General features: G+C 53.7%; 12 protein-coding genes. 7 read left to right on the forward strand and 5 right to left on the reverse strand.

Features of this window, described 5'->3' with window-relative positions:
* Positions 1–23: 23 nt before the first annotated feature.
* Complete coding sequence (locus tag BCA33_RS14125) at positions 24–1,847, forward strand: long-chain-acyl-CoA synthetase (RefSeq protein WP_071266835.1); 1,824 nt, start codon at positions 24–26, stop codon at positions 1,845–1,847.
* Between the two features lie 189 nt (positions 1,848–2,036).
* Here the strand turns inward: BCA33_RS14125 and BCA33_RS14130 are convergent, their stop codons facing one another.
* Positions 2,037–3,017, reverse strand: coding sequence for an NADPH:quinone oxidoreductase family protein (locus tag BCA33_RS14130; RefSeq protein WP_071266837.1), 981 nt, complete (start codon positions 3,015–3,017; stop codon positions 2,037–2,039).
* A 224-nt stretch (positions 3,018–3,241) separates the two neighbouring features.
* Here BCA33_RS14130 and BCA33_RS14135 point away from each other — a divergent pair, with 224 nt between their 5' ends.
* From BCA33_RS14135 to BCA33_RS14155, 5 genes are all read left to right on the forward strand, one after another.
* A complete protein-coding gene (locus BCA33_RS14135; RefSeq protein WP_071266839.1) occupies positions 3,242–3,853 on the forward strand; it encodes a trimeric intracellular cation channel family protein in 612 nt (203 codons plus the stop codon).
* A 169-nt stretch (positions 3,854–4,022) separates the two neighbouring features.
* Positions 4,023–5,321: an NCS2 family permease gene (locus BCA33_RS14140; RefSeq protein WP_071266841.1), complete on the forward strand. Its 1,299-nt coding sequence runs from the start codon at positions 4,023–4,025 to the stop codon at positions 5,319–5,321.
* A 29-nt stretch (positions 5,322–5,350) separates the two neighbouring features.
* Positions 5,351–5,893, forward strand: coding sequence for an adenine phosphoribosyltransferase (locus BCA33_RS14145; RefSeq protein ID WP_071266843.1), 543 nt, complete (start codon positions 5,351–5,353; stop codon positions 5,891–5,893).
* A gap of 77 nt (positions 5,894–5,970) precedes the next feature.
* Positions 5,971–6,633 carry a fumarylacetoacetate hydrolase family protein gene (locus BCA33_RS14150; RefSeq protein ID WP_071266845.1) on the forward strand — a complete coding sequence of 221 codons (663 nt, stop codon included), beginning with the start codon at positions 5,971–5,973 and terminating at the stop codon, positions 6,631–6,633.
* A gap of 47 nt (positions 6,634–6,680) precedes the next feature.
* On the forward strand, positions 6,681–7,985 hold the full coding sequence (locus tag BCA33_RS14155; RefSeq protein WP_071266847.1) for an AarF/ABC1/UbiB kinase family protein: 1,305 nt from the start codon (positions 6,681–6,683) through the stop codon (positions 7,983–7,985).
* A gap of 141 nt (positions 7,986–8,126) precedes the next feature.
* Here BCA33_RS14155 and BCA33_RS14160 read toward each other — a convergent pair whose 3' ends face one another.
* Both BCA33_RS14160 and BCA33_RS14165 read right to left on the reverse strand, forming a co-directional pair.
* Positions 8,127–8,810 (reverse strand): Sir2 family NAD-dependent protein deacetylase, encoded by a 684-nt coding sequence (locus BCA33_RS14160; RefSeq protein WP_071266849.1) that lies wholly within the window; start codon positions 8,808–8,810, stop codon positions 8,127–8,129.
* Positions 8,810–10,213, reverse strand: coding sequence for an FAD-binding oxidoreductase (locus BCA33_RS14165; protein ID WP_071266851.1), 1,404 nt, complete (start codon positions 10,211–10,213; stop codon positions 8,810–8,812). The genes BCA33_RS14160 and BCA33_RS14165 overlap by 1 nt, the downstream gene beginning before the upstream one ends.
* Before the next feature lie 192 nt (positions 10,214–10,405).
* Between BCA33_RS14165 and serA the strand changes: the two genes are divergently transcribed.
* Positions 10,406–11,635 (forward strand): phosphoglycerate dehydrogenase, encoded by a 1,230-nt coding sequence (gene serA / locus BCA33_RS14170; RefSeq protein WP_071266853.1) that lies wholly within the window; start codon positions 10,406–10,408, stop codon positions 11,633–11,635.
* 87 nt (positions 11,636–11,722) lie between these two features.
* Here serA and BCA33_RS14175 read toward each other — a convergent pair whose 3' ends face one another.
* Both BCA33_RS14175 and BCA33_RS14180 read right to left on the reverse strand, forming a co-directional pair.
* Entirely contained in the window at positions 11,723–12,379 is a 657-nt protein-coding gene (locus tag BCA33_RS14175) for an OmpA family protein (protein ID WP_071266855.1), read from the reverse strand.
* Between the two features lie 84 nt (positions 12,380–12,463).
* Positions 12,464–13,480: an alpha/beta hydrolase gene (locus BCA33_RS14180; RefSeq protein ID WP_071266857.1), complete on the reverse strand. Its 1,017-nt coding sequence runs from the start codon at positions 13,478–13,480 to the stop codon at positions 12,464–12,466.
* Between the last annotated feature and the right edge of the window lie 95 nt (positions 13,481–13,575).

The following is a 13,575-nucleotide window of genomic DNA, read 5'->3' on the forward strand; positions in this document are numbered from 1 at the left end:
TAAAAACACCTGACGGAAAGACCATGAGCCAAGATAACGTTACTGCGATGGATCTGATGCGCAGCTTGCCGGGAGTCTTCAAGCGACTCCCGGCAATTGCCAAAGGCTATTACTACTACTCAGTCAAGGATGCGCGCAAACCCCTCACCCTCGGAACTCTCGTAGAGAAAAATGCCGAAAAGCATCGCGATAGACCTGCGGTGTTGTTTGAGGACCGCAGCATCACCTGGGGCGAGTTCAATGCCTGGTCCAACCGCATCGCGGCTTACTTTCAGGCTCAGGGCTTAAGCAAAGGCGACTCAATTGCCGTTTTCCTGGAGAATCGCCCGGAAATTCTCGCAGTGGTCACAGGCGCGGCCAAGATCGGCGTTGCCTGTGCCATGCTGAACTCCTCCCAAAGAGGAAAGGTGCTGGAGCACAGCATCAACCTGATACAACCGAAAATGATCGTGATTGGCGAGGAGCTGGTGTCTGCATGTAATGACATCAAAGCCAGCCTTCAACTTGATCACCCCACGCCATTTCTGTTCCTTGCTGACACCAACACACTCAATGCCTTCGGCGACGCGCCTTCGGGCTACGCCAACATGGCACAGCAAGTGAGCACCTTCAACAGCAACAACCCGGTTCTGAGCGACCCGCCCAGAACTGGAGATACAGCAATTTACCTGTTCACCTCCGGCACCACCGGCCTGCCCAAGGCCGCTCCCGGATCACACACCAAGTTCGTGAAAGCCTACGGCGGCTTTGGCCTGATGGCGCTTTCCCTGACCCCGGACGACGTCTTCTACTGCACCCTGCCCCTGTACCATGGTACAGGGCTTGTAGTGTGCTGGAGTGCCGCCCTGGCGGGAGGATCTGCCTTCGCTCTGCGCCGAAAGTTCTCCGCCAGCGCCTTCTGGGACGACGTACGCCGCTACGATGCAACAGCCTTCGGCTACATTGGCGAACTCTGCCGCTACCTGCTGAATCAGCCGCCAAATGATCAGGATCGCAATCATCGCCTGACCAAAATGCTCGGCAATGGACTGCGACCCTCCATCTGGACAGAGTTCAAGGACCGTTTTGGTATTGAAACCGTCTCGGAACTCTACGCCTCCAGTGAAGGCAACATCGGCTTCAGCAACTTCTTCAACATGGATAACACCATCGGCTTATCTACGGCGCCGTATAAACTGGTGAAATTCCACGATGGCACCCGCGACCCAATTCGCAACGAGAAGGGCACGTTGCAGGAAGCCCTGAAAGGCGAGCCAGGTCTGCTTATTGGTGAAAATACCAAGAAGTGGGCTTTTGAAGGCTACACTCAAAAAGAAGCCACCGAAAAATCCCTCATTCGGGATGCCTTCAAAAAAGGCGATGCCTGGTTCAACACAGGTGATGTGCTGAAACAAATTGGTTGTGGGCATCTGCAGTTTGTGGATCGAATGGGGGACACCTTCCGCTGGAAAGGCGAGAACGTTTCCACTAACGAGGTCGAGAACATCATCGACGGTTCCGGCATGGTGGAAGAAGCCATCGTCTACGGCGTGGAAATCCCCAAAACCAACGGCAAGGCGGGCATGGTAACGTTGGTACCGAACAGCCATTCCTTTGATATCAACAAACTGCTGATCTTCCTGCGAAACAACTTACCGGCCTATGCAGTTCCGGTGTTCGTGCGGGTGACCAGCGCCATTGAGAAAACGGGAACCTTCAAGTACCGCAAGGTTGATATCCAGAAAGCCGGCTACACTCTGGAGCGCCCAGATGAAGAGGTTTTCGCCTGGTTGCCCAAAACAGAGGGTTACGTGCAACTAACCTCCGAGCTGGTTTCGGATATTGATGCGGGACAATTTAATTTTTGACCTTGGCATTAGTGCATTATCGGATATAACCGAGAAGTCAGATCGTAAGAGTGGGCGGCCCCTCCCAAAAATGTCGGAGGCCATGGATGGCCGGAGTCAAGCGCACACGGACGTGCTTGTAGCGGTTTTTGGGAGGGGCCGCCCACTCTTACTTACTCCCGAACCATCAGGCTACAATTAGGCAGCAACTCATGAGCCAACCTTAAGCACCACCTTCCCGGTAGCTCGGCGCTCGGTCAGCGCACCCAACGCCTTGGCATAATCCTCGAACTCGAATACTTCACTGATGTTCGGATCGATTTTGCCTTCAGCATAAAGCGTCATCAACTCCATCATATTCTGAGCACTCACCTCTGGCTCTCGCTGAGTAAAGCTACCCCAGAACACACCAACAACAGAGCAACCTTTCAGCAGCATCAGATTCGCTGGAACCTTGGGGATATCGCCTGCGGCGAAACCAACAATCAGGTGACGACCGTTCCAGGCCATGGCCCGCAATGCCTGCTCAGTGAAATCGCCACCCACAGGATCGTAAATCACATCCACGCCCTTGCTATTGGTCAGGCGTTTTACAGCGTCTTTCAGCGGTTCCTCTGTGTAATTAATCAGCTCATCCGCACCTGCCGCTTTGGCAATCTCAAGCTTCTCAGCTGAACTGGCCGCAGCAATCACGTGGGCGCCCATGGCTTTACCCAACTCTACCGTTGCCAGGCCTACACCGCCGCTGGCACCCAACACCAGAAGACTCTCGCCCGGTTGGATATTGGCGCGCTGCTTAAGAGCGTGGTAGGACGTACCGTAAACCATGGTGAACGCTGCCGCCTTTTCGTCACTCATACCTTCGGGTATCGGCAGCAAGTTGTGCTCAGGCACGATCACTTCTTCAGCAAAGGCTCCGTACCCGGTCAGGCCAGCTACACGGTCGCCGACTTTAAAGCGGGTTACCTTATCGCCCACCGCAATGACTTCGCCGGACATTTCGCCGCCCGGCGAAAAAGGCATGGTCGGCTTGAGCTGGTATTTGCCTTCGATAATCAATGTGTCGGGAAAATTCAGGCCCGCCGCTTTTACGCGCACTTTAACACCGCGGCCTTTGGCTTCCGGGCTGGGTACATCCTCAATAACCAGGGTTTCCGCTGGCCCATATTCTTTACAGAGGATCGCTTTCATGGTGACTCCTTTGATGAAACTCTATTGTTATCGAATCTCGCCAAGCTAAACAGACTCTCGCCATGAAGCAAATAAAGAACCTTTATCAAGATTAATAAGCACCGCTTATACCCTGTTCATTACGGGCACCTGCCCGAAGATGAATCGGGCGCGGTTTTCCGTTATTCTGCGCGCTCCTGATCCGAGCTGTTCAAAAACCATCCGTCTTTCTTTCAGGGTTCACTATGCCAGATATTGTCTACTCTCTTGAAATGATAGGAATTGTCGCCTTCGCCATATCAGGCATGATGGTTGCTCGTTCCAAAAACATGGATCCGGTTGGTGTTTTCACTATCGGGTTTATTACGGCTCTGGGCGGCGGAACCCTGCGCGATATCATTATGGACAACCATCCCCTGTACTGGATCAAGCACGAAGAACAGCCCATTTTAATTCTGGCCATGGCGGTTGTGTTCAGCTACTGGAAGCACACAGAACGCATTCGCGGGTCATGGATTGTGTTTCCGGATGCCATAGGGCTCGGCACTTTCTCGATACTGGGGGCGCAACTGGCTCTCGACATGGGCCACTCGTGGTTTATCGCTTCACTGCTCGGCGTAATGACAGGCACGTTCGGGGGCGCCCTACGCGACACCCTTTGTAACGAAGTGCCGTTTATTTTCCGGAAAGATCAAATCTACGCATCTATTTCATTTGCAGGCTGCTGGCTCTATTTCCTTTGCCAGTGGGGCTTGGAAAGCGAAACTCTATCGCTGACCATCGGGCTTCTCTTTATCGTTATTGTCCGGATGGCTGCGGTCCGCTTTGATATCCGTTTACAGCGCGATCCGGCGTGAAGCGAATGACGAGTAGCCAGACAACCCTGCACGTCCAATCATCTCTTGGCCTGAGCTCGCTCAGCCGGTAAGATTACCGTTTTTTCACGCAGCACCTTCTCGTTTAACGACTGTTTTTCGTTCTCAAAAGACTTCCACACTCAGACATCCTGAAAGGCAGACACCCGTCATGCTCGAACGACTGTTCAAACTCCAGGCCCACGGCACCAACGTTCGTAAAGAACTGGTTGCAGGCATCACCACCTTTTTGACCATGGCTTACGTAATCGTGGTCAACCCGGACATTTTGTCTTCCACCGGCATGGATTTTGGCGCCGTGTTTGTTGCCACCTGCCTGGCCGCAGCCATCGGCACCCTGATTATGGGTCTGTGGGCAAACTATCCGATCGCCCTGGCTCCGGGCATGGGCCTGAACGCCTTTTTCTCCTTCACGGTTGTGGGCAGCCTTGGTTACAGTTGGCAGGTGGCGCTTGGCGCAGTTTTTCTCTCTGGCCTGATCTTCTTCCTGCTGAGCATTTTCAAGATCCGCGAATGGATCATTAACAGCATTCCTATGTCTTTACGCTTTGGAATTTCTGCAGGTATCGGCTTTTTCCTGGCGCTGATCGCCCTGAAAAATGCAGGCATCGTAGTGGACAACCCAGCCACACTAGTTGGTCTGGGCGAGCTAAAAGCTGCAGAAAGCCTGCTTTTCTTTGGTGGGTTTGTACTCATTTGTGCATTGTCGTTCCGCCGCATAACCGGTGCCGTCATGATTGGCATCATTGCAGTGACCGTGATCGCGATGCTGTTGGGCATGGTGGAATACAATGGTTTCTTCGCCGCGCCGCCAAGCCTTGCACCTACTTTTATGCAACTGGATATTGCCGGCGCCTTGAATGTTGGCATGATCAGTATTGTGTTCGCGTTCCTGTTTGTAGATCTGTTCGACACCTCAGGTACGCTCATTGGTGCCGCCCAGCGCGGCGGCCTGCTGGACAAAGATGGCAAACTCCCACGCTTGGGCCGCGCTCTGATGTCTGACTCTGTTGCGAGCATGTCTGGCGCTGCTCTGGGCACCTCAACCACCACCAGCTACATTGAGTCGACCGCAGGCATTTCTGCCGGCGGGCGCACTGGCCTGACCTCTGTGGTTGTGGCGCTTCTGTTTCTTGCGTGCCTGCTGCTGTCGCCGATTGCCAGCATTATTCCTCCCTACGCCACGGCTCCAGCACTGCTATACGTTGCGGTATTGATGGCCAGTGGCCTTAAGCTGATAGACTGGGACGATATTACAGAAGCCGCTCCGGCTGTCGTTACAGCGCTGATGATGCCCCTTACGTTCTCTATCGCTAACGGCATTGCACTGGGCTTTATCACTTATGCTGTGATCAAAGCTCTGAGCGGACGCTGGACAGAGCTGAACCTGAGTGTTGTGGTGATCGCGATCGTTTTCATCCTGAAATTCATGTTTCTGGACGCGGCTTAAGCTGAACTCAGAATGAGAGCCTGATTTTTATGGATTACTTTTCTCAAAGCATCAAGCAAGCCATTCGCACAGTGCCAGATTGGCCCAAGCCCGGCGTTGCCTTTCGCGACATCACCACGGTTTTGCAGGATAAAACCGCTTTCCGGAAGCTGATCGATGCTTTCGTTCACCGCTATCACGGCCAAAACATTGATGCCGTGGCTGCGGTAGATGCCCGAGGGTTCATCATTGGCTCGGCCTTGGCCTATGAGCTTAACGCCTCTCTGGTTTTGGTGCGTAAAAAGGGCAAACTGCCGTTCGATACCTTGGTCGAAGACTATGAGCTTGAATACGGAACGGCATCCGTAGAGCTGCACCAGGATGCATTCAAACCCGGTGACCAAGTTGTGCTGGTGGACGATCTGATTGCCACCGGCGGCACCATGCTGGCAGCTGCCCGGCTGATTCGCCGTATTGGCGCTGAAATTATAGAAGTTGCTGCGATGATCGACCTCCCCGATCTTGGTGGGTCAGCCAAGCTGCAAGAAGAGGGCCTGAAGGTCTATACTGTATGCTCGTTCGAGGGCGAATAGAGACTTCACCTCAATCTATTGAGTGAGTGCTGACGGGGCTCGTTGCCGGAGCATATAGAGAGCATTGGGAGGTCACCATGGATCATTATCAACACCAATGGAAAGACGGCACACCGGTGCACCTGCCATTGGGTAAAATCGTTTGCGTTGGCCGCAACTACGCCGAACACGCCAAAGAACTCAACAATCCGGTACCCGCAGAACCCCTACTGTTCATCAAACCGGCTACCGCCGCAGTGCATGTAACACGCCCTCTGAGCTTTCCTGCCAACCAGGGACAGATGCACTTTGAAACCGAGCTGGCGGTGTTGATTGGCAAACCGTTAACCAATGCCTCTGCCAGCGAAGCTCAGGCGGCTATTCTTGGCTATGGCCTGGCGCTGGATTTGACCCTGCGGGATCTGCAAAACCAGCTCAAAGAAAAAGGCCACCCCTGGGAGCGGGCCAAAGCTTTTGATGGCGCCTGCCCCCTATCTCCGTTTGTGGCAGCGGAGCACTTTCGTAACGACCATATTATCTTCAGCCTAAATATCAACGAGCGACGTCAGCAAAGCGGCGATACCCGCGACATGCTGTTCCCGATCATTCCGTTGCTGGCTCATATAAGTAGCCATTTCACGCTACTGCCGGGCGACGTGGTGCTCACAGGCACACCGAAAGGCGTTGGCCCACTGCTCTCAGGGCAAACCCTGGCGCTGCAACTGGAGGATAAGTTGTCTGTCTCCACCAAAGTGGTTTAACTTGGGCTGACACAATCTTTCTTTCTGAAGAGCACGTATAGTCAAGCATGGCAAAAAAACCGGTTACCTCACGCAGTGGTCGTTTCTTCAAGCTTGCCGGCATGACTGCCTCGGTGGCGAGCCAGTACGCTGGCCAGAAAGCGCGCAGCGTGTTCAGCAGTGAAAACGACGACGGCGCTCGCAGCGAAAGCTACACCCGCATGGCCAATCGTATTACCGACACCCTCGGTGAAATGAAAGGTGCTGCCATGAAGGTGGGCCAAATTGCCTCCCAGACCCAGGATTTTCTGCCTAGGGAGTTTTCGGACGCGCTTCAGAAGCTGCAGAAAGAAGCGCCGCCGATGCCTTTCGAAATTATTCTCGAGCAGGTAGAGACCGAACTAGGCAAGCCGGTTGGCGAGCTTTTTGAGTACCTGCAAGAAACGCCTTATGCCGCAGCATCAATCGGTCAAGTCCACCGCGCCAGGTTACACGATGGGACCGATGTGATTGTGAAGGTGCAGTACCCAGGCGTGGATGAGTCCTGCGATTCCGACCTGAAGCAACTGCGCCTTGCCCTTAAGCTTGGCGGCCTGCTGAAAATGCCGAAAGAGTCGGTGGATCAGTTGTTCACGGAGATTCGTGAGCGCCTGCGCGAAGAGCTGGATTATGAGAACGAGGCCCGCAATATTGATCTGTTCCGGGACTTTCACCAGAACGACCCATGGGTGGTTATTCCTTCCGTAATACTCAGCCACTCTACCCGCCATGTGCTTACACTGGCGCTTGAGGAAGGCGACCACGTGAGCGAGGTTACGCCGGAGCGCTACGATCAGGCCACGATCAATCTGATCGGTCATCGTATGTTTACCACCATGGCGGATCAGCTATTCCGCTTTCAGTGCATTCATGGCGACCCTCACGCCGGGAATTTTGCGTATCGGCCAGACGGCAGCATTGTGATGTACGATTTTGGCTGCGTTAAAAAGCTAAAGCCGGAGATTGTTGAGGCTTACCGTAATGCGATTACGGCAGCGTTGGCTCAGGATTATAAGGCGCTGGATACGTATTTGATTGATTTGGGTGCGCGGGTTGGGAGTCAACCGGCTATTGATGAGGCTTACTATGCTATGTGGCGGGACATTTTAATTGTGCCGTTTAATTCAGAGCAGCCTTATGATTTTGGCGAATCCAGTATTCATAAGCATGTGGCGGCAAAAACGAGCACGGTGTTTAAGTATCTGGATTCGTTCAAGCCGCCGGTTGAGAGTATTTTTATTGACCGGATGATTGCGGGGCACTATTGGATGCTGAAGCGGCTGGGGGTGCAGGCGGCTTTTGGTGAAGAGCTTCGCCAGTATCTTGAAGTTTAAGGGTAGGTCCGGCTGACGTACCCGTTTCAAAACACGCTGTGAATACGTCCGTGTACGCTTGGCTCCGCCATCCATGCTCCGCACAGTTTTGAAACGGGTACGTCAGCCGGACTCGAGCTTCACGGTTACCTGAAACTCTGACTACCTAGCCAAGAAGTTCGCTGCCCATTCTGCAACGCCCTCACCTGCCCCTTTTCGGATGACTCTTGCGCGGGACACGCCTGCTGGTTCGCCGGGGTCTATCACTGTAATCGGCACATCTCTCTCAACCTCATGAACCAGCCCCGCCGCGGGATAAACCTGTAACGATGTACCAACGATCAGCAGGTCGTCAGCAGTGCGGACTATATCGGCTGCCGCCTGGAGCATGGGGACTTCTTCGCCGAACCAGACAATGTGGGGTCGCAGTTGCTGGCCGTGCTGGCATGTCTCGCCAACTTCTATGTCCCGGTAGCCTATGTCGTAAACCAGTTCTGGATTAACCGAGCTACGGGCTTTTGTGAGTTCGCCGTGGAGGTGGATTACGTTACTGGAGCCGCCGCGTTCGTGCAGGTCGTCTATGTTTTGGGTGACGATGGTTACACGGTGGTGCTGCTCCAGTTCGGCGAGCAGGCAGTGGGCGCGGTTTGGCTGGGCCGAGACGAGCTGTTGCCGGCGTTCGTTGTAGAAACGCAGCACCAGTTCCTGATTGCGGGCGAAGGCTTCGGGGGTGGCAACGTCGTATACGCTGTGTTGCTCCCAGAGGCCGCCGTTATCGCGGAAGGTGGAGAGGCCACTTTCGGCGCTGATGCCAGCGCCGGTGAGTACTACGATGTGCCGTTGCATTAGTCGAAGATCTTGCCGGGATTGATGATGCCGTTGGGGTCAAATACTTGTTTGATCCCTCTGAGGTAGGCAATTTCCACTTCGCTGCGGGTGTAGTGCAAGTAAGGCTTTTTGGTCATGCCTACGCCATGTTCGGCGGAGACGCTGCCCTGGTATTTCTCGACAATTTCGAATACCCACTTGTTAACCTGTTGGCACTTTTCGAAGAAGTCTTCTTTTGCCATGTCTTCCGGTTTGAGGATGTTGAGGTGCAGGTTGCCATCGCCGATGTGACCAAACCAGATGATTTCAAAATCCGGGTATTGTTCGGCCACCAGCTCGTCAATTTCCTGCAGGAATCCCGGAACTTTGGAAACCACAACGGAAATATCGTTCTTATAGGGCGTGCGTGGCGCGATGGATTCCGAGATGCGCTCGCGCAATTGCCACAGGTTCTTGGCTTGGGTTTCGCTCTGGCTGATCACACCGTCTAGCACCCAGCCGTTTTCCATGCACTGCTCGAACAGGCTCATGGCGCTGTCCATTACCTGATCTGAAGTCGCTTCGAATTCCAGCAGCGCATAGTAGGGCGCTTCGGTTTCAAACGGGGCAGGCACTTGCCCGTGAGCCAGAACGTGCCCCATGGCCTGGTGCGAGAAGAATTCGTAAGCGGTCAGATCCAGACCGCCCTGAAAGGTCCTGAGCACGTCCATGGTGTTACCAAGGTCGTTCAGCCCGAGCACCAGCACTGTAAGGTTGTTGGGCTGGCGAGTGAGCCTCATGGTGGCTTCGGTAATAAAGCCCAAGGTGCCCTCTGCACCGATGAACAGATGGCGCAGGTCGTAGCCTGTGTTGTTCTTTGCCAGGTCTTTATTCAGCTCGAGGATATCACCCTTACCGGTAACCACTTTAAGACCAGCAACCCAGTCGCGGCTCATGCCGTAGCGAATTACCTTGATGCCGCCTGCGTTGGTGGAGATGTTACCGCCCAACTGGCTAGAGCCTGCAGAGGCGAAATCCACCGGGTAGTAAAGGTGGTTGTCGTCGGCAAAACTCTGCAGTTGCTCCGTTACAACACCCGCCTGGCAACGAACCAGCCGATCGCTGGCACTGAAATCCAGAATTTGGTTCATGTTGTCGAAAGCAACAACCACTTCCCCGTTGGCAGCCACGGCGCCCGCGCTCAGGCCGGTACGGCCACCAGAAGGAACCAGTGCCACTCGGTTTGCGTTGGCAAACTTCACCAGCGCCTGAACCTGTTCGGTGGTTTTCGGGAGCGCGATGGCAACGGGATTAGGCGCGTAAATTCGCGTCCAATCTTTGCCGTAACTCTCGAGATCAGCCGGATCAGTCAGTATCTTTCCGGGCGCATCACCGGTGGCTAACAGCTCTTTCAGGGAGGCAATGATCTGTTCAGGGTTCATGAATGCAGTAGTCTCGTCAGGGTTGGGCCGGCCATTAAGGATAAATAGTTTTCAGTTCAGTTGATCCAGGCGAACCGGCACACTGTGAAAAGTTGCTTTTATGGTATCATACCGCTCCTGTTCTGTGAGCCAGCCCCGACGATCACTGGCTGCAGGCGATTTCATGCCACGAAAGGTTCGGAAGCAAAGCCCATGTCAACGACGTCTCTCGAAAAGAGCAAAATTCGGATTCTGCTGCTGGAAGGCGTGCACCAATCCGCCCTAGACACCCTGAATGCCGCAGGTTACACAAACATTGAGTACCTCAGTCACTCTCTGACCGAGGAAGACCTTATTGAGAAGATTGCCGATGCGCACTTTGTCGGTCTTCGCTCGCGCACTCAGTTGACTGCGAAAGTTTTTGAGGCTGCCAAAAAACTGGTAGCCGTGGGCTGTTTCTGTATTGGTACCAACCAGGTGGATTTGCAGGCAGCGACCCGTCGTGGCATCGCAGTATTCAACGCACCTTTCTCCAACACCCGCAGTGTTGCTGAACTGGTTCTGGCGCAGGCTATCCTGCTGCTCAGAGGTGTTCCGGAGAAAAATGCCAAGGCCCACCGTGGTGACTGGCAGAAATCGGCTAAGGATAGCTACGAGATACGCGGCAAAAAGCTCGGCATCATCGGTTACGGCAACATCGGGACCCAGTTCAGCGTACTGGCTGAAGGTTTGGGTATGGACGTGTACTTCTACGATGTAGTTTCCAAGCTGCCCATTGGCAATGCTACCCAGGTAGGCTCCCTGCAAGAGCTGCTCAACATCGCCGATGTTGTGAGCCTGCACGTTCCAGCAACACCGGCCACCAAGTACATGTTCAAAGCCGAACAGCTGGACCAGATGAAGCCTGGATCTATCCTGATGAACGCCTCAAGAGGCACAGTTGTTGATATCGAAGCGCTTGCTGAGGCCCTGAAAAGCGGTAAGTTACTGGGCGCTGCAATTGACGTGTTTCCGGTCGAGCCCAAATCGAATAATGAAGAGTTCGTTTCGCCGCTGCGGGAATTCGACAACGTTATTCTGACTCCCCACGTGGGCGGCTCCACCATCGAAGCCCAGGAAAACATCGGGCGTGAAGTGGCTGAGAAACTGGCAATGTACAGCGATAACGGTACGTCAGTGTCCTCGGTAAACTTCCCCGAAGTTGCTTTGCCCTCGCACCCGAACCAGCATCGCTTGCTACACATTCATGAGAACGTGCCGGGCGTTATGTCTGAAATCAACCAGGTATTCTCCGAGAACGGCATTAACGTTTGCGGCCAGTACCTGCAGACCAAAGAAGATATTGGCTACGTGGTGATTGACGTAGACAAGGCCTACGGTGAGCTTGCTCTGGAAAAACTGCTCCAGGTAAAAGGCACCATCCGCGGACGCGTGTTGTTTTAATAACCTCTCGTCCCATAAAAAAACCGGAGCACGCGCCCCGGTTTTTTTATGGCCGGCAATAATACCGGAACCCAGATTATTAACCTGTTACGTCATTGGAACCAGCGTCAACTCCACGCGACGGTTCTGCTCACGCCCTGCAGCGTTGTCATTAGAGGCGATCGGATAGCGTTCACCGTAACCTACGGCACGGGTACGTTTGGATTGAATACCTTGATTGAGCAGGAAGTCCCTCACCGAGCCAGCACGTCGCTCACTGAGTAGCTGGTTATAGCTGTCTGCACCGGAACTGTCTGTGTGGCCCTCAATCTGAATAATGGTCTTGTCGAACTCCTTCAGCACCAGAGAAACAGACTCCAGCGTGCCTATAAAACCACCCCGGATTGAGGTCTCGTTCAGATCAAAGGTGATATTACCGGGCATGACAAGTTCTATCTCGTCGCCGTTACGAATAACCCGGACACCCGTACCTTTCAGCTTGTGTCTCAGCTCTGCTTCCTGCCGATCCATGTAATAGCCAATGCCACCACCAACAGCTGCACCGCCTGCCGCACCAATCAGTGCACCTTTACCACGGTCGCTTTTGCTTGAGGTTGCAGCGCCAACAGCTGCACCGCCGATCGCGCCGATAATGCTGCCTTTGGTAGCATTCGAAGTTTTCTCTTCGTCGGTGTAAGGGTCATACGTCATACAACCGGCAAGGCCCATGGTCGTCACTGTTAATGCAAGCATTGTTCTCTTCACAGATTTCTCCTGTGGCTGGTTTCTTTCAACAGACGCTTTTCAGCTTTGAAGCTTTCAAACTCTTGAAGCCTTCTTATCTTGGCGTCAGGAGTTTTCAGAGTCGTCTGCTGCGGAATGATCAAAGGTGTCAATAATTGTACTGAATACGGTTGCCTGTAGATCCTTGGCTTCGTTCACCAAATGATGGCGACCGTCGGCAATTCTTACCTCCTTCACCGCCGCGAACTTATTACGGATAATTCTCAGATTGTGCTGCCAGTCTACGGTCTGGTCTTTTTCACCTTGAACGACCGTGACCGGAAAGTTCACCGGGCGGGCAGATTCAATGTGCGGAATCCATGTGCGCAACGCGCTCACCCAGTCCACGTGAACAGCTCTTGCCTGCAGCGGATCGTGATCACGCAGAAAACGCAGGAAGCGGGTGTTGCCGCTGTTCGCCGAAAATGCACGCTGCCACCGGTTAATAAATGGCTTTGCCAGGGTGTGCAGCACCTTGGCACCAAGCCAGCCAGCTGGTCGCACCAAGGGGGCCAGCAATACCACATTGCGGAATTCCGATGTCTCCTGTGAGTGGTGGTTCGACAGCAAATAGTCAATCAGTATGCCACCGCCTGTACTCTGGCCAACCGCAAACCACGGCCCGCGAATTTTGCCGCGCACGTGGGCCAGAACTTCCGACAACACCCCCTGATACTCCAGGAAACTGCCAATTGCCGCTGGTGTTCCGCTGGAAAGCCCATGGCCCGGCTGATCATACGTCAGCACATCAAAACCGGCTCCCAGGCAGCGATCAATTAACTGGCTGTACAGCCCCACATGGTCAAAATACCCATGCAGAATGAACACAGTGCCCCGCTCTACGCGAGGTTCCGGCAGCCGAAAATAATGCACCATGACATCATGCCCGCCTGTCGTTACATAACCCTGATGGTAAGCAACCTCGGGATACTCTACCCAAAGATCAAGGCCATAAAACCGACAGTAAGCCACCATCTCTTCACTGAGCTCCCTCCGCTGTTGCGGATCAAATGGCTCAAGCCTCTCCAGCAGCGATCCTCGATCCCAGTGTGGTATTTCTATGGTATCTGTTTTCCAGTACACGTAGAGTTAAACGCCTGTCATGAATAGATAATACGAATTACGATGCACAATCCTAACCCATAGCGGGGGGCATAACACAGATGTTGCAACATCTT

This window comes from Marinobacter sp. AC-23, from assembly GCF_001858325.1.
Classification (GTDB): domain Bacteria; phylum Pseudomonadota; class Gammaproteobacteria; order Pseudomonadales; family Oleiphilaceae; genus Marinobacter.